This is a genomic window from Microbispora bryophytorum, assembly GCF_043197435.1.
In the GTDB taxonomy this organism is placed as follows: Bacteria; Actinomycetota; Actinomycetes; order Streptosporangiales; family Streptosporangiaceae; genus Microbispora; species Microbispora bryophytorum.
Map to the genome: position 1 here is coordinate 487,587 of NZ_JBICTF010000004.1, position 16,105 is coordinate 503,691.

Below are 16,105 nucleotides of genomic sequence, written 5' to 3' on the forward strand. Positions count from 1 at the left end.
CGTCCAGGAGGACCCGATGCCGCGCTCCCGGCAGGTCAGGCGCGGGACTCGTGGGCGACCAGCCACTCCTTGACCGGCGTGCCGTAGTAGTAACTGCCGTAACCGCCGGTCGAGGGCACCACGCGGTGGCACGGCACGAACGGCGCGATCAGGTTCTGCGCGCAGGCCGACCCCGCGGCCCGCGCGGCCGTCCTGGGCAGCCCCGCCTTCTCCGCGAGCTGTGCGTACGACACGGTGGTCCCGGCGGGCACCGCGCGCAGCGCCTCGTACAGACGCTGCCTGGTGGGGGTGCCGGGCTGTTCGACGGGGATCCGGTCGAGCGCGCCGACCTTCCCGCCGAGATACTCCCGCACGGCCTCGGCCGCGTCGCCGAGATCGCCCTCCCGCAGCGGAAGCGCCTGCAAGGACGGCGCGAGCCGGGTGAACATCTCGCGGGGGTCGGCGGTGAAACCGGCCGCGACGAGCACGCCGTCGCGGGCGAGCAGCGCGAGGGGGCCCACCGGGGTGGGCACGGTCTGCGTGATGATCATCTGTTGCGTCCTCGTGGTGTGGTGTCTGGATTGTCGGAGGCGTGGCTCCACAGGTGGAGCGCGGCGTACGCGCGCCAGGGCCGCCATCGCTCGGCCTCGTCCGCGGCGATGCCGAGCCGTTCCATCGTCCTGCGCAGCACGAGGTCGCCCTCGGGCCACGCGTCCGGGTCGCGCAGCGCGCGCAGCGCGATGTAGCCGGCCGTCCACGGGCCGATCCCGGGGATCTCCAGCAGCCCGGCGGTGGTGTCGGCGGGGTCGCCCGCGCCGTCGAGGTCGATCGAGCCGGAGGCCACCGCCTCGGCCAGCGCCCTGATCGTGGCGACCCTGCGGGTGGTGAGCCCGAGGCCGTCCAGGTCGGCCGTGGCGAGCCGGTCGGCCGTGGGGAACAGCAGCGGCACGTGTCCGGTCGCGGCCGCGCCGGGGTTCCCGCCCTCGTCGCTGGGATGGTCGGCAGGGCGGTCGGCGACGGCGGGGACGCCGGCGCGGGCGGCGATGCGGCCCAGCAGGGTGCGGGCCCCGGCCACCGAGATCTGCTGCCCGACGACCGCACGGACCGCCAGCTCGAACCCGTCGTAGGCTCCCGGCACCCGCAGCCCGGGACGGGCCGCGACCAGCGGCGCGAGGGACGTCGCGCCGAGGATCTCCCGCACCGCCCCGGGGTCGGCGTCGAGGTCGAGCAGGCGGCGGCAGCGGGCCACCAGCCGGGAGAGCAGGTGCGTCTCGGTGGTCCGCACCGTGAGCCGGACGTGACCGGCGGCGGGCCGCAGCGTGATCGAGCCGCCCGGCACGGCCCGCGTGTAGGCCGTCACGTCGTCCCCCGACCGGCAGACCGCCTCCACCGAGGGGATCGCCCGGGCGGCGAGGAAGCGCAGCACCGGCTGCGCGTCGTACGGGTCCCGGTGGCCGAGCCGCAGGGTCAGCCCGGTCGTGAGAGCGACCGGACCCCCCTTCTCGTGCATGGGCCCGTTGGTCCTGCGCAGCTCTCCCGGCGCGAAGCCGTACGACTCCTTCAGGGCCGCGTTGAACTGGCGTACGCTGCCGAACCCGGCGGCGAACGCGACATCGGTGATCGGCAGGGTGGTCTCGGTGAGCAGTTGCTTGGCGAGCAGCAGCCGCCGGGTGCGGGCGACGGCGAGCGGCCCGGTGCCGAGTTCGGCGGCGAACAGGCGGTGCAGGTGCCGCTCGGTCACATGCAGGCGGCGGGCCAGCCCGGCGACGCCGGACTCGTCGGCCACCCCGTCGTCGATCAGCCGCAGCGCGCGTCCGACCAGGTCGGCGCGTACGTCCCAGCCGGGGTCGCCGGGGCTGAGCTCGGGACGGCAGCGACGGCAGGGCCGGAACCCGGCGGCCTCGGCCGCGGCGGCGTGCCGGTAGAAGCGGACGTTGCCCCGGGCGGGGGTGCGGGCGGGGCAGATCGGGCGGCAGTAGATGCCGGTGGTGGTGACAGCCGTGTAGAAACGCCCGTCGAAGCGGGAGTCCCGCGCGGAGACGGCGAGGTAGCACGCGTCGAAGTCGAGCTGGCGTGTGGTCACGCACACGACGTTATGCGCTGGCCACCGATGCGGGCTGGCGGAAATCGGACGCGGCCGTGCGGATGCCGCGGCGGTGCGGGGGAGCCTCGCGCGGGACCGGGCACGAAGACGACGCTGAGCCGGGAGTGCTCCCGCGCGAGCTCGGGTGCTGGACCGGAACGCCTGACGTCACTTGCTGGAGATGCCGACCCCGAGGTCGAACTCGCGGTAGACCCGGGCCCAGAAGCCGTCGCGCAGCCAGACGCGCGCCTCCGGGTAGGGCCGCAGGGAGTGGCCGAGCTCCTTCTCGGCCTCGATGAGCAGTTCGGTGTCGATCACCGTGGGCAGCAGCGGACCCGGCAGCAGGTCCCGGATGTTGTCGCGGCCCCTGGTCAGTATCCATTTCTGCGCCACATGTTCACCGACCTCCTCCACGCGGGGCCGGCCCGGGCCCAGCTTGGCGACCTGGCCGATGGGCGACTTCGGCGGCATCGGCTTGACCGTACGGCCTGCGAAGACCTGGGCGGGCGACGGCGTGGGCACGACGGGCACGGGCACCGGTGCGCGCGTGAAGAACGGACGCAGGAAGTCGGCGCTCAGGATCTCGACGGTGTCCGACTCCCAGACGAGCCGCTCGGCCTGGTTGGTCCCGAACGGCGGCTCGACCCCCCACAGGTGGATGCGCACGCCGTATGCCTGCGCGGCCTCCACGGCGGGCACCATGTCCTCGTCTCCGGCGATCAGCACGGTGTCGCTCACGGCGTGGTGACGGGCGAGGGCCTCAAGGTCGCTGCGGATCTGCGCGTCCACGCCCTTCTGCTGGCCGCGGGCGTTCAGGTTGCCCAGCCTGACCTTGACCCAGGGCAGCTGGGCGATCACCCGCTGGTCCACCGTGGGCACGCGGTCGCGGGCGGCGTCATACCAGTAGACGCGCAGCAGCTCGCCCGGGATGCGCTCGAGCGCGTGCTTCTGGAGCGCCTGGATCAGCTCGTCCGCGGAGACGCGGTACTCCTTACGCTCCTTGGCGCCTAAGAGAACTTCACCGGCGGCCGCGTAAAGGTAACCGACGTCCACGAGAACGGCATACTTTGCGGCTATGCCATGTGCGCTGAAGTCCGGGATGGCCATGGTGTCCTCCTGGACTCGTCACTAGTTGATCGGCTGACTATATTCCCCCGCTTTCTAGATAGTCCCAACTCTTGAGCCAGTTGACACCCTGTTCCGGCGATGTAATCGGTCCGTAGTCGTCGCGGATGGCGTCGGAAGCGAGTCACCCGCCGGGGAACACAGCCCCGCGCCAGGCTCCCGGGCCGTGCGGAAGCCCCACACGTAGCCGATGGGCCGGATTCCTCCAGTTGCCCGGGCGCGTTCGCGGTGCCGGCGGCCGGGAATCGCCCGCCGCCGTTCGGGCCGCCGTTTGAGCCGCCGTTCGGGCCGCCAGCGCGGCGACGAGGGCGGCGGTCTCCTCGGGGGTGGCGTCCCCCCGGACGATGCTGAGGTACGGCTCGCGGCTGGTCAAAGCGGAATGTTCCCGTGCTTCTTCGGGGGCAGCGTGGCCCGCTTGTTGCGGAGGGCGCGCAGCGCGCGGACGATCTGGACCCGGGTGTCCGAGGGCCGGATGACCGCGTCCACGTAGCCGCGCTCGGCCGCGAGATACGGATTTGCCAGCGTGTCCTCATATTCCCTGATGAAACGGGCCCGCGCCGCCTCCGGATCATCGGCGGCGGCCAACTCGCGCCGATAAAGAATGTTGACCGCGCCCTGGGCTCCCATCACGGCGATCTGGGCGGTGGGCCAGGCCAGGTTGACGTCCGCGCCGAGGTGTTTGGACCCCATCACGTCATATGCCCCGCCGTACGCTTTACGGGTGATGACGGTGACCAGCGGCACGGTCGCCTCGGCATAGGCGTAGAGCAGCTTGGCGCCGCGCCGGATGATGCCGTTCCACTCCTGGCCGGTGCCCGGAAGGAAGCCCGGCACGTCGACGAAGGTCAGCACCGGGATGTTGAAGGCGTCGCAGGTGCGCACGAACCGGGCGGCCTTCTCGGAGGCGTCGATGTCGAGCGTCCCGGCGAAGCTCATCGGCTGGTTGGCGACGACGCCCACCGAACGCCCCTCGACCCGGCCGAAGCCGACGACGATGTTCGGCGCGAAGCCCGCGTGGATCTCCAGGAACTCGCCGTCGTCGAGGACGTGCTCGATGACCGTGCGCATGTCGTACGGCTGGTTGGCCGAGTCGGGGATCAGCGTGTCGAGCTCGCGGTCCTCGCCGGTCGTCTCCAGGTCCGCCTCGGCGTCGAAGGCGGGCGCGTCGTCCATGTTGTTGGACGGCAGATACGACAGCAGCGCCCTGGCGAAGTCGAGGCAGTCCTGCTCGTCGGACGCCTCGTAGTGGGCGACGCCGCTCTTCGAGTTGTGCGTGTGCGCGCCGCCCAGCTCCTCGAACGTCACCTCCTCGCCGGTCACGGTCTTGATGACGTCCGGCCCGGTGATGAACATGTGCGACTTCTCCTGCACCATCAGGACGAAGTCGGTCAGCGCGGGGGAGTACACGGCGCCGCCCGCGCACGGACCCATCACCAGCGAGATCTGCGGGACCACGCCGGAGGCGTGCACATTGCGCTTGAAGATCTCGGCGTACAGGCCGAGGGAGACCACGCCCTCCTGGATGCGCGCGCCGCCCGAGTCGTTGATGCCGATCACCGGGCAGCCGGTCTTCAGGGCGTGGTCCATCACCTTGACGATCTTCTCGCCGAAGACCTCGCCCAGCGAGCCGCCGAACACGGTGAAGTCCTGCGCGAACACGGCGACCGGCCGGCCGTCCACGGTGCCGTAGCCGGTCACGACCCCGTCGCCGTACGGGCGTTCGCGGTCGAGGCCGAACGCGGTCGCCCGGTGCCTGGCCAGCTCGTCGAACTCCACGAAGGAGCCCTCGTCCAGGAAGGCGGCCAGCCGCTCGCGGGCCGTCATCTTGCCCTTGGCGTGCTGTTTCTCCACCGCGCGCCGGGAGCCGGCGTGGGCCGCCTCGCTCCGGCGGCGCTCCAGGTCGGCGAGCCTGCCGGCGGTGGTGTGGATGTCGATCTCGGGGGCGTGTTCGGCGCTCATCGTCCGCTCACCGTTCCTCGTATGCTCAGCGGCCCTCGGGCCCCGAACGCCGCGCCGGGTCGCCTCGAATCCATGGGCGACAGGTTAACCAGAACGGCGCCGCGCGGTCGCGCCGGGTCGCGCTCACCGGGATCGCATTTGCCCGGGCGGGAACGTCCACAGGAACGCGGCCCGTGCGCCGTTCGTTCGGCTTTACGACGGCTTCATACAAATGGGGGCTCCATGGCGGATGCCGTACGTACGCAGGGGTTGTACAAGCGCTTCGGGCAGCAGACGGCGGTCGGCGGGGTCGACCTGGTCGTGCCGAGGGGCAGCTTCGCCGGCCTGGTCGGCCCCAACGGCGCGGGCAAGACGACGACGCTGAGCATGGTCACCGGGCTGCTGCGGCCGGACGGCGGGCGGATCGAGATCGACGGCCACGACGTGTGGGCCGACCCCGTCAGCGTCAAGGCGCACATCGGCGTGCTGCCCGAGGGCCTGCGGCTGTTCGAGCGGCTGTCCGGCCGCGAACTGCTGATGTACGGCGGCCGGTTGCGCGGCATCCCCATCGACGAGGTCGGCAAACGCGCCGACGAGCTGCTCAAGGTCATGGACCTGGTCGAGGCGCAGGACAAGCTGGTGGTCGACTACTCCACCGGCATGCGCAAGAAGATCGGCCTCGCGGCGGCGCTGCTGCACAACCCGGGCGTGCTGTTCCTCGACGAGCCCTTCGAGGGCGTCGACCCCGTCTCCGCCAACACGCTCACCGAGGTGCTGCGCCGATACACCGCCTCGGGCTCCACCGTTGTCTTCTCCAGCCATGCGATGGACCTGGTCGAGCGGCTGTGCGACTGGGTGTCGGTGATGAACCGGGGCCTCGTCGTCGCGCAGGGCCCGCTCGACGACGTGCGGCGGGGCCGCACGCTCAACGAGGCGTTCCTCGACCTCGTCGGCGCGCGCGGCAACGGCGAAGAGGGCCTGTCGTGGCTCGGGTCGCCGGCATGACCTGGCTGTTCGTCCGGCTGAAGCTCAGCCTGGTGCGCGGGGGCCTGCGCGGCGACGCCGGCAAGCAGGCCGGTTTCGTCTTCTCGCTGGCCGCCGCCCTTCTCGCCGCCGTCGCGGGGTTCGCGCTGCTGTCCCTCATCCGGCTCGCGCCGTCCGGCGTCGCCCTCGACCTCGTGGCGGCGGCGTTCGCGATGTTCGCCGTCGGCTGGATCATCGTGCCGCTGACGGCGTTCGGGCTGGACGAGACGCTCGACCCGGCCCGGCTGGCCGTGTTCCCGCTGACCACCCGGCAGCTCGCGACCGGCATGCTGGCCGCGTCGGCCGCCGGTGCGTGGCCGATCGCCTCGCTGGCCGCGCTGTTCGGCGGCATGGTCGCGCTCGCCCACGGGCCGGGCGGAGTGCTGCTCGGGGTGCCCGCGGTGGTCCTCCAGTTCGCCTTCTGTCTCACGGCCTCCCGTCTGGTGACCACCGCGCTGTCCGGCGTGCTGCGCACCCGCCGGGGGCGGGACCTGCTCGCGGTCGCCGCCATCTTCGTGGTGCTGCTCGTCCAGCTGCCGAATCTGCTGGTCAACCGCGGCCTGTCGGGCGACCCCACGCGGGTCCTGGCGTCGGTGGGTGACGTCCTGCGCTGGACGCCGCCGGGGCTGGCCGCGCACGCGATCGCCGACGGCGGCCTCGTCGGGGCCGCCGAGCTGATCGTCGTCGCCATGTCGGTCGTCGTGCTGGGGTGGCTGTGGATCGTCGCGCTGCGGCACGCGCTGGTGCGGCCCGACGCCTCCACCCGGAGCGGCGGCTCCGTCCGGCGGCCCGGACGGGTTTCGATCGGCAGGTTCCTGCCCGACGGCATGCTCGGCGCCGTCGTCGCCAAGGAACTGAAGTACGCCGGGCGCGAGCCGCGGGGCCGGGTGAACTGGATCATCGCGCTGTTCGTCACCGTGCTCATCACGCTTTCCCTGCACGGACAGGACGGCCGGGCCGGGCTGGGCTCGGTGCTGGGGCCCGCCTGCATGGCGGCCGTCATGATCGGGCTGCAGGCGGCCAATTCCTTCGGGATCGACGGCAGGTCGCTGTGGATGAACGCCGTGGCGTTCTCCACCCCGCGCGACATGCGTACCGACCTGGCCGGGCGGCACCTGGCCATGGCGGTCATCGGGGTGCCGATGCTGGCCCTGGTGTCGCTGTTCGCCGCCCTGGTGGCGGGCGACGCGGTCTGGGCCCTCGTCGCGGCCCCGATCGCCTGGGGCGTGCTCGGGGTCGCCATGGGCGTCGGCGCGCTCACCAGCGTGACCTCGCCGTACACCTATCCCGATCGCCTGAACGCCTTCAGCGGCGCCGCTCCTGGGCAGGGCGGGCAGGCGTTCGCCGTCTCCTTCGCCACGACGCTCGTCACCGGCGTGCTCATGCTGCCGGTCGTGCTGCCGGTCGTGTTCGGCCTGACCTGGTGGGCCGTGCTCGCCGTGCCGTACGGCGTGGCGGCCGCCTGGGCGGGCCGCCGGATCGCCGCCGGCGTCGGCTTCGCCCGCCTCCCCGAAATCCTCGCCGCCATCTCCCGCCCCACCTGACGGTGTTCCGCGGTCCGGACGCCTGACCGTCTGCTACATGTTTGAGTGGTCTAGTCCAATTGGTGAGACCGCCCTCGGGCTCCCGAGCGCGATTCGCTAGCCTTCCAAACATGGCCGCCATCGCTCCTGCCGAACGACACAACGCCGTAGCGGAGATGCCGGACGAACTCCGCGCTGACGTGCGCCTATTGGGTGGACTACTGGGTCAGGTGATCGCCGAGCACGGCGGCCCCGACCTCCTCGCCGACGTAGAACGGCTCCGGAAGGCCGTGATCGCGGCCCGGCGCCGGGAGACGACGGCCGACGAGGTCGCGGCCCTGGTGGCCGAATGGCCCGTGGACCGCGCCGTGCAGATCGCCCGGGCCTTCACCTGCTACTTCCATCTCGCCAACCTCGCCGAAGAGCACTACCGCATCCGCATCCTGCGGCAGCGCGACAAGGACGACGTGCCGCTGCGCGAGTCCCTCGCGGAGGCCGTGCAACGGCTGCGCGGGGACGACCGGCTCCACGACCTGATCGACGGGCTGGAGTTCCGGCCCGTGCTGACCGCCCATCCCACGGAGGCGCGGCGGCGGGCGATCGTCACCGCCATCCAGCGGATCAGCGCCCAGCTCGACGCCTACAACACGCCCGGACGGGGCACCGCCGAGCGGGAGGAGGCCCACCGGCGGCTGCTTGAGGAGATCGACATCCTGTGGCGCAGCGCCCAGCTCCGCCACACCAAGCTCGACCCGCTGGACGAGGTCCGTACGGCGATGGCGGCGTTCGACGAGACGCTGTTCCGCACGGTGCCGCTGATCTACCGCTCGCTCGACGCGGCGCTCGGGTCCGGCACAGGGACGCGGGAGCCGCTGGCCAAGGCGTACATCCGCTACGGAAGCTGGATCGGCGGCGACCGCGACGGCAACCCCAACGTCACCGCCAAGGTGACCAGGGAGGCCATCCAGATCCAGGCCGAGCACGTGCTGATCGCACTGGAGAACGCCACCACCCGGATCGGGAGGTCGCTCACCCTCGCCAGTGTCTTCACGCCGCCGTCCGCGGAGCTGCGGGCCGCGCTCGCGCAGGCCGAGGACGACCACCCCGACCTGGTGTCGGAGATGGCCACCCGGTCGCCGCGGGAGCCGCACCGTCAGTGGCTGATGTTCGTGGCGGCCAGGATCGCCGCGACCCGCCGCCGCGACCTCGACCTCGCCTACCGCGCGCCCGCCGAGCTGCTGACCGACCTGCGGCTCGCGCAGGACTCCCTGCGCGGAGCCGGCGCCTTACGGCAGGCCTACGGCGAGCTGCAGCACCTCATCTGGCAGGCCGAGACGTTCGGCTTCCACCTGGCGGAGCTGGAGGTGCGCCAGCACTCGGCGGTGCACGCGGCGGCGCTTAAGGAGATCGCCTCGGGCACGCTCTCGGAGCGCACCGAGGAGGTCCTGGCCACGATCCGGGTGATCGGCTGGATCCAGGAGCGCTTCGGCGTGGCCGCCTGCTCCCGCTACGTCGTCTCGTTCACCCGCTCGTCCGACGACATCGCGGCGGTCTACGAACTGGCCAGGCACGCCCTGGGCGAGCGCGCCCCGGTGCTCGACGTGGTCCCCCTGTTCGAGTCGGGCGAGGACCTCGACAACTCCCCCGCCGTGCTGGAGGGCATGGTCGGCCTGGAGCCCGTGCGCCGGCGGCTCGCCGAGAACGGGCGGCGTATGGAGGTCATGCTCGGCTACTCCGACTCGGCCAAGGAGCTCGGCCCGGCGGCGGCCACTCTCCGCCTGTACGACGCGCAGGCGGCCCTCACCGCCTGGGCCGCGGCCAACGACATCACGCTGACGCTCTTCCACGGCCGGGGCGGCGCGCTCGGCCGGGGCGGCGGCCCGGCCAACCGGGCCGTGCTCGCGCAGGCGCCCGGCTCGGTCGCCGGCCGGTTCAAGGTCACCGAGCAGGGCGAGGTCATCTTCGCGCGGTACGGCCACTCGGCGATCGCCAAGCGGCACATCGAGCAGGTCACCAACGCCGTGCTGCTCGCGTCCACCTCGGGGGTGGAGTCGAGCACGGCCGCCGCGGCGGCGAAGTTCCGCCGGCTCGCCGACACGGTGGCCGTGGCCTCCGAGCGTGCCTATCGGTCGCTGACCGAGGCCGAAGGCTTCCCCGAGTGGTTCGCGCTGGTCAGCCCGCTGGAGGAGCTCGGCTTGCTGCGGCTCGGCTCGCGGCCGGCGCGGCGCGGCCTCGGCGCGCCCCGCTCCCTGGACGACCTGCGGGCCATCCCATGGGTGTTCTCGTGGGCCCAGACGCGGGTCAACCTCCCCGGCTGGTACGGCCTGGGCAGCGGCCTGGCCGCCGTGGTCACCGACGGCGGCATGGCCGAACTGCGCTCGGCCTACCAGGAGTGGCCGCTGTTCGCCGCGCTGCTGGACAACGCGGAGATGTCGCTGGCCAAGACCGACCGCCCCATCGCGTCCCGCTACCTGGCCCTGGGCAGCCGGAGGGACTTCGCCGAGCAGGTCCTGGAGGAGTACGACCTGACGAGGCGGCTGGTGCTGGAGGTGACCGGCCACGCCCGCCTGCTGGAGAACCGGCGCGTCCTGTCGCGGGCCGTGCAGCTGCGCGACCCCTACGTGGACGCGCTCAGCCACCTCCAGCTGCGGGCGCTGTCGGCGCTGCGGGCGGCGGGCGACCTGTCGGAGGAGGAGCGCGAGCGCCTGTCCACGCTGCTGCTGCTCAGCGTGAACGGCGTCGCGGCCGGTCTGCAGAACACCGGCTGACGGCCCGCTGGCCGCTCAGCGCGGACCGGGCGGGCGCTCGAACCCGAGCGCCCGCCCGGTCCGGCATCACGGCGTCCCGGCATCACGGCATCCCGGCGTCCCGGCATCACGGCGTCCCGGCCACCTGCTCGACGTCGATCCGTTCCGGGCAGGCGTAGATGTTGAAGCGCTCCTCGCGCAGGAATCCCACGAGCGTGATGCCGAACTCGCGCGCCAGGTCGACGGCGAGCGAGGAGGGCGCGGACACGGCGCACACGATCTGGATCCCGGCGCTCGCGGCCTTCTGCATGATCTCGTAGCCGACCCGGCCGCTGACCAGCAGGACGTGCCGGTCGAGGGGGGTCCGGCCGCCGAGCAGCGCCCAGCCGACGAGCTTGTCGACGGCGTTGTGCCGCCCCACGTCCTCCCGCACGGCCAGCGGTGCGCCGTCGGGGGTGAACAGCCCGGCGCCGTGCAGCCCGCCCGTCCTGCCGAACACCCCCTGGGCCTCCCGCAGCCGGTCGGGCAGGCCGTACAGGGTCGTGGCGGGCACGGCGACCGGCGGGCGCACGGCCGGCACGGCGCAGCGGTCGCGCAACGCGTCGAGGCTCGCGGTGCCGCAGACGCCGCACGCGCTCGACGTCAGGAAGTTCCGCGCCGTGGCGAGGTCCGGCAGTCGCGGGGCGGCGAGCCGCACGGTCACGGTGTTGTAGCGCGCCTCGGGATCGAGATCCTCGTCCGTGCAGTAGCCGATTGCGGCGATGTCGCCGGGGCCGGCGATCCCCTCACCGTGCAGGAACCCCGCCGCGAGCTCGAAGTCCGCGCCCGGCGTCCGCATCGTGATCGCCACCGTACGGCTCTCGCCCCCGGCCAAAAGCCGGATCTCCAGCGGTTCCTCCGTCGCGAGGTCGTCACGCCGGTCGCGCACGGCCGATCCGGAGACCGTCCGGACGCGTGATCGCGTGACGGGTCCCAACCGGGCGGTGGGCCGCGCCACGCCGTCCCATTCCATCAGAACCTCCTTGGCGGCATGGCTGCCGTTCTTTCCCGTACGCAGCCTGCCACGCCGCGGGCCGGTGATCGTCCGCCGGGTGGCGCCCGGGAAGAACGGGGAGATCAGGGCGACCGGCGCACCGGACGGCAGCAGGGGACGCGGCAGGGGAGACAGCAGCCCGGGGAGGTCAGCCGATAGCCTGGGCGCGTGCCCGACTCGCCGTACGCCGATCTCGACCGGCCCCCGCTGTCCGAGACCGCGCTGACCCGGGCGCTGGTGCGTCCGGGCTCGCTGTGGTCGTCCGTACGCGTCGTCGAGCGGACCGGGTCCACCAACGCCGACCTGGCCAGGACCGTGCGCGAGAGCCCGGTAGAGGGCGCCGTGCTGGTCGCGGAGTCGCAGTTCGCCGGGCGGGGCAGGCTCGGGCGCCCGTGGACCGCGCCGCCGCGCTCGGGGCTGACGTTCTCGATGCTGCTGCGGCCGGAGGTGCCGCTCGCCCGGCAGGGCTGGCTGGCCCTGCTGGTCGGTATCGCCGCCGCCTCGGCCGTACGGCGGATCGCGGAGGTCGACGTGCGGCTCAAGTGGCCCAACGACCTCATGGTGGGGGAGCGCAAGCTCGCCGGGATCCTGGCCGAGCGGGTGGACCGCATGGTGGTCGTCGGCATGGGGCTCAACGTCTCGCTGCGGCCGGAGGAGCTGCCGGTGGAACGGGCCACGTCCCTCGCCGTCGAGAACGCCGCCTGCACCGACCGCGACCCGCTGCTGCGCGCGATCCTGCGGGAGGTCGAGTCGCACTACCGCGACTGGAAGGCCGCCGACGGCGACGCGGACGCCTCGGGCCTGCGCGCCGCCTACCTCGCCCGGTCGTCCACCGTGGGGCAGGAGGTCAGGATCGAACTGCCCGGCGAGCGGGTGCTGACCGGCCTGGCGACCGGGGTCGACACGTCCGGCCACCTGCTCGTACGCGCCGGCGACGGAGAGCACTCGCTCAGCGCGGGCGACGTCGTCCACGTCCGCAGGGGCCCGTCGCCGGAGACCGGCCCGCCGGCCTGAGCCGCCGGGTGATCGGGCTGCCGAATGATCGGGGCTGCCAGGGTGATCGGGGCTGCCGGGGTGAACGGGCGAACGCATGCAATCGACCGGCGATCGTGTCACGATTTGCGCCATGGGTCTTCCCGATCAATACCTGGCCGACGGCGAGCGGGTCGTTCTATCGTTCCATCCGCACTGGAAGCGGCTGATCCTTCCGGTCCTCGCCCTCATCGTCGTGCTGGCCGCCGCCGTCGTGGCCTTCATCTTCATCCCCGGCGACTACGAGTACGCGGGGTACGCCCGCGGCGCGGTGGCCGTGGTCGCCTTCGTGGCGCTGGTCCTGTGGACGATCATCCCCTATCTGCGCTGGGTGACGACGTCCTACACGCTGACCTCGCACCGCTTCGCGATCAGCACGGGAGTGCTGAACAAGTCGGAGGACGACATCCCACTCGCCAAGGTGAGCAGCGTGAGCTCCGACCAGCGGCTCCTGGAGCGCATCCTGGGATGCGGCACACTCCGGGTCGAGTCGGCGTCGGAGAAGGGCGACATCGACTACCGCGACATCCCCCAGATCCAGCGCGTACGGCACGAGCTGTTCCGGCTGGTGGAGGACGCCGCGGACGGGAACATCGACGGGGACTAGCGCGGCGCGGACCACGTGCCGTACGGGGAGGGAGACGTGGAGACAAGCGGGCGGCCCGGCGCCGACGACATGCGGCGGCTGTTCCTGGGGCCGCCGCCGGTGTACACGCGGCGGCAGGTCGCCGAGGCGGCCGGGATCCCGCAGGACCTCGCCGCCCGGATCTGGCGGGCACTCGGCTTCGCGACGTTCGCCGACGACGCGGTGGCGTTCACCGACGCCGATCTGGAGGCCCTGCACCGCATCCGCGACCTGCTGGACGCGGAGACGCTCGACGAGCGGTCCGTGATCCGCATGGCCAGGGCCCTCGGCCGCAACACCGCGCGACTCGCGGAGTGGCAGGCCGAGATCATGGTGGACGCGCTGATCGAGCCCGGCGCCCGGCCGGGGGAGCAGCGGCTCCGGCAGGTGATGGACACGGTCAGCCGCCTGCTGCCGGACTTCGAGCAGACGCTGGTGCACGTCTGGCGGTCACAGCTCGCCGCGACCGCGAGCCGGCTGGTCAGCCTCGCCGAGCCCGACGAGCCGGACGGGGACGCCGCCCCGACCCGGCCCAGGCTCGGGGTGGGGTTCGCCGACCTCGTCGCCTTCACCCGCGTGTCCCGGGATCTGGACGAGCTGGCGCTGGCCGACCTGGTGGAGGGATTCGAGTCGCGGGCCTCCGACGTGATCACCGCCCATGACGGCCGGCTGGTCAAGACGCTCGGCGACGAGGTGCTCTTCACCGCCGCCGACCCGAGGACCGCGGCCCTCATCGCGCTCGACCTGCTCGACGAGCTCAAACGGGACGTCGAGGGGCCCGACGTGCGGGTCGGGCTGGCGTACGGCCCAGTGCTCCCGGCGATGGGCGACGTCTTCGGCACGACCGTCAACCTGGCGGCCCGGCTGACGGCCATCGCCAGGCCCGGCACGATCCTGGCCGACAGCGAGCTGGCCGCGGGCCTCGCCGGTGCGCCCGGCGTCGACCTGGTCAAGCTCCGCCGCCGTCCCGCCCGCGGGCTCGGCGTGGTGGAGCCGTATGTTCTGAGAAGATCCAGCCGAGAAAGTTGAGGTGCGGGACATGCCGTACGAAGTCCAGGGTGTGGTGGCGCGCGGCAAGGGCGAGGCGGTGACGCTGGAGACGGTCGTCGTGCCGGACCCGGGGCCCGGCGAGGCGGTCGTGAACGTGCAGGCCTGCGGGGTCTGCCACACCGACCTCCACTACCGCGAGGGCGGCATCAACGACGAGTTCCCGTTCCTGCTGGGCCACGAGGCCGCGGGCGTCGTCGAGGCGGTCGGCGCCGGCGTGACCGAGGTCGAGCCCGGCGACTACGTGATCCTCAACTGGCGGGCGGTGTGCGGGCAGTGCCGCGCGTGCCTGCGGGGCCGGCCGTGGTACTGCTTCAACACTCACAACGCCACGCAGAAGATGACGCTGGCCGACGGCACCGCGCTGTCCCCGGCGCTCGGCATCGGGGCCTTCCTGGAGAAGACGCTGGTGGCGGCCGGGCAGTGCACGAAGGTCAACCCGGCGGCCAAGCCGGCCGTCGCCGGACTGCTCGGCTGCGGCGTGATGGCCGGCCTCGGGGCCGCGATCAACACCGGCGGCGTGACCCGGGGCGACACGGTCGCGGTGATCGGCTGCGGCGGCGTGGGCAACGCCGCCATCGCGGGCGCGCATCTCGCCGGGGCCCGGACGATCGTCGCGGTGGACGTGGACGACCGCAAGCTCGAATGGGCCCGCGGCTTCGGCGCCACACACACGGTCAACTCGCGTGAGACCGACCCGGTGGAGGCCGTGCGCGAGCTGACCGGCGGGTTCGGCGCCGACGTCGTGATCGAGGCGGTCGGGCGTCCCGAGACCTACAAGCAGGCCTTCTACGCACGCGACCTGGCCGGGACCGTCGTGCTCGTCGGCGTGCCGACCCCGGAGATGCAGCTCGAACTGCCGCTGCTCGACGTCTTCGGCCGCGGCGGCGCGCTCAAGTCCTCCTGGTACGGCGACTGCCTGCCCAGCCGTGACTTCCCCATGCTGATCGACCTCTACCTGCAGGGACGGCTCGACCTCGACGGGTTCGTCTCCGAGACCATCGGCCTCGACCAGGTCGAGGAGGCCTTCGGCAAGATGCACCGCGGGGAGGTGCTGAGGTCGGTCGTGGTGCTCTGACGCTCGCACGAGGGCGCTCACGCGAGGGGCGGCGCTTCCATTGCGGAGTGCCGCCCTTTCTGTGCCCTGGATCACATAGGCAAGCCTTACCGAAGTGGGTTATCTTAGGTATGCCTAACCTTCCTCAAGATCCCAGAGAGGCGATCCATGTACGTCTGCATCTGCCGCGCCGTCACCGAGAGCGAGGTGCACGACTGCATCGCCGAGGGGGCGAAGACGGCTCGCCAGGTGCGGGACGTCACCGGTGCAGGGGGGGACTGCGCGTCTTGTGTCCGAAAGATCTGTGCGATCCTGAAACGGTCAGAGGACCTGGTCACCAGCGCATAGATCGAGGAAGCTTATGCAGGGCGACAAAGAGATCATCGCGCTGCTCAACGAGCAGCTCACCTCCGAGCTGACCGCCATCAACCAGTACTTCCTGCATGCCAAGCTGCAGGAGAACTGGGGATATACGAAGCTCGCCGCCATCACCCGGGCGGAGTCTATCGACGAGATGCGGCACGCGGAGGAACTCACCGACCGGATCCTGTTCCTGGAGGGTCTGCCGAACTATCAGAAGCTGAACACCCTGCACGTCGGCCAGACCGTCAGGGAGCAGCTTCAGGCCGACCTGGATCTCGAGCTGGGCGTGGTCAAGCGCCTGCGGCCCGGCATCGCCCTCATGCGGGAGCGGGGAGACATCACCTCGGCGACGCTCTTCGAGCGCATCCTCGCCGACGAGGAGCACCACATCGACTACCTGGAGACCGAGTTGGGCCTCCTGGAGAGCCTGGGCGAGCAGCTGTACCTTCAGCGGTACGCGGAGCCGCCGTCGCCCTCCTAGCCGGCGCCTTCCGGCCGGGGCTCCGTGTCGCCGCTCGGGCCGTCGCCTC

15 protein-coding genes are annotated in these 16,105 nt (G+C 72.2%); 9 read left to right on the top strand and 6 right to left on the bottom strand.

Annotated features, from left to right (window positions below):
- Positions 1-35: 35 nt before the first annotated feature.
- From ACGFIB_RS15775 to ACGFIB_RS15795, 5 genes are all read right to left on the bottom strand, one after another.
- Complete coding sequence (locus ACGFIB_RS15775) at positions 36-530, bottom strand: methylated-DNA--[protein]-cysteine S-methyltransferase (RefSeq protein ID WP_357239105.1); 495 nt, start codon at positions 528-530, stop codon at positions 36-38.
- Positions 527-2,062 (bottom strand): Ada metal-binding domain-containing protein, encoded by a 1,536-nt coding sequence (locus ACGFIB_RS15780; RefSeq protein ID WP_357239108.1) that lies wholly within the window; start codon positions 2,060-2,062, stop codon positions 527-529. Before ACGFIB_RS15780 ends, ACGFIB_RS15775 begins: the two co-directional genes overlap by 4 nt.
- 168 nt (positions 2,063-2,230) lie before the next feature.
- A complete protein-coding gene (locus ACGFIB_RS15785) occupies positions 2,231-3,115 on the bottom strand; it encodes an NYN domain-containing protein (protein ID WP_229689538.1) in 885 nt (294 codons plus the stop codon).
- A gap of 196 nt (positions 3,116-3,311) precedes the next feature.
- Positions 3,312-3,560: an acyl-CoA carboxylase epsilon subunit gene (locus ACGFIB_RS15790; protein WP_393372195.1), complete on the bottom strand. Its 249-nt coding sequence runs from the start codon at positions 3,558-3,560 to the stop codon at positions 3,312-3,314.
- On the bottom strand, positions 3,557-5,146 hold the full coding sequence (locus ACGFIB_RS15795) for an acyl-CoA carboxylase subunit beta (RefSeq protein WP_357259308.1): 1,590 nt from the start codon (positions 5,144-5,146) through the stop codon (positions 3,557-3,559). Before ACGFIB_RS15795 ends, ACGFIB_RS15790 begins: the two co-directional genes overlap by 4 nt.
- Before the next feature lie 222 nt (positions 5,147-5,368).
- Between ACGFIB_RS15795 and ACGFIB_RS15800 the strand changes: the two genes are divergently transcribed.
- From ACGFIB_RS15800 to ACGFIB_RS15810, 3 genes are all read left to right on the top strand, one after another.
- Positions 5,369-6,130, top strand: coding sequence for an ABC transporter ATP-binding protein (locus tag ACGFIB_RS15800; protein WP_393372199.1), 762 nt, complete (start codon positions 5,369-5,371; stop codon positions 6,128-6,130).
- The gene (locus tag ACGFIB_RS15805; protein WP_393372201.1) at positions 6,109-7,692 is read left to right on the top strand and encodes a hypothetical protein; all 1,584 of its coding nucleotides are present in this window, start codon (positions 6,109-6,111) and stop codon (positions 7,690-7,692) included. Before ACGFIB_RS15800 ends, ACGFIB_RS15805 begins: the two co-directional genes overlap by 22 nt.
- 110 nt (positions 7,693-7,802) lie before the next feature.
- Positions 7,803-10,439: a phosphoenolpyruvate carboxylase gene (locus ACGFIB_RS15810; RefSeq protein WP_393372204.1), complete on the top strand. Its 2,637-nt coding sequence runs from the start codon at positions 7,803-7,805 to the stop codon at positions 10,437-10,439.
- Between the two features lie 106 nt (positions 10,440-10,545).
- Here the strand turns inward: ACGFIB_RS15810 and fdhD are convergent, their stop codons facing one another.
- Positions 10,546-11,430 carry a formate dehydrogenase accessory sulfurtransferase FdhD gene (fdhD, locus tag ACGFIB_RS15815; RefSeq protein WP_142569368.1) on the bottom strand — a complete coding sequence of 295 codons (885 nt, stop codon included), beginning with the start codon at positions 11,428-11,430 and terminating at the stop codon, positions 10,546-10,548.
- Positions 11,431-11,619: 189 nt separating this feature from the next.
- On the opposite strand from fdhD, the gene ACGFIB_RS15820 reads away from it, so the two are divergent.
- The 6 genes from ACGFIB_RS15820 (at position 11,620) to bfr (ending at position 16,056) form a co-directional block, all read left to right on the top strand.
- The gene (locus ACGFIB_RS15820) at positions 11,620-12,465 is read left to right on the top strand and encodes a biotin--[acetyl-CoA-carboxylase] ligase (RefSeq protein ID WP_393372208.1); all 846 of its coding nucleotides are present in this window, start codon (positions 11,620-11,622) and stop codon (positions 12,463-12,465) included.
- 112 nt (positions 12,466-12,577) lie between these two features.
- Complete coding sequence (locus ACGFIB_RS15825) at positions 12,578-13,090, top strand: PH domain-containing protein (RefSeq protein ID WP_142569373.1); 513 nt, start codon at positions 12,578-12,580, stop codon at positions 13,088-13,090.
- A gap of 36 nt (positions 13,091-13,126) precedes the next feature.
- Complete coding sequence (locus ACGFIB_RS15830; RefSeq protein ID WP_317984721.1) at positions 13,127-14,137, top strand: adenylate/guanylate cyclase domain-containing protein; 1,011 nt, start codon at positions 13,127-13,129, stop codon at positions 14,135-14,137.
- 10 nt (positions 14,138-14,147) lie between these two features.
- Positions 14,148-15,233: an S-(hydroxymethyl)mycothiol dehydrogenase gene (locus ACGFIB_RS15835; protein WP_357288136.1), complete on the top strand. Its 1,086-nt coding sequence runs from the start codon at positions 14,148-14,150 to the stop codon at positions 15,231-15,233.
- A gap of 147 nt (positions 15,234-15,380) precedes the next feature.
- Positions 15,381-15,560 carry a (2Fe-2S)-binding protein gene (locus tag ACGFIB_RS15840; RefSeq protein WP_357239134.1) on the top strand — a complete coding sequence of 60 codons (180 nt, stop codon included), beginning with the start codon at positions 15,381-15,383 and terminating at the stop codon, positions 15,558-15,560.
- Between the two features lie 13 nt (positions 15,561-15,573).
- The gene (bfr, locus tag ACGFIB_RS15845) at positions 15,574-16,056 is read left to right on the top strand and encodes a bacterioferritin (RefSeq protein ID WP_357018398.1); all 483 of its coding nucleotides are present in this window, start codon (positions 15,574-15,576) and stop codon (positions 16,054-16,056) included.
- Positions 16,057-16,105 lie beyond the last annotated feature (49 nt).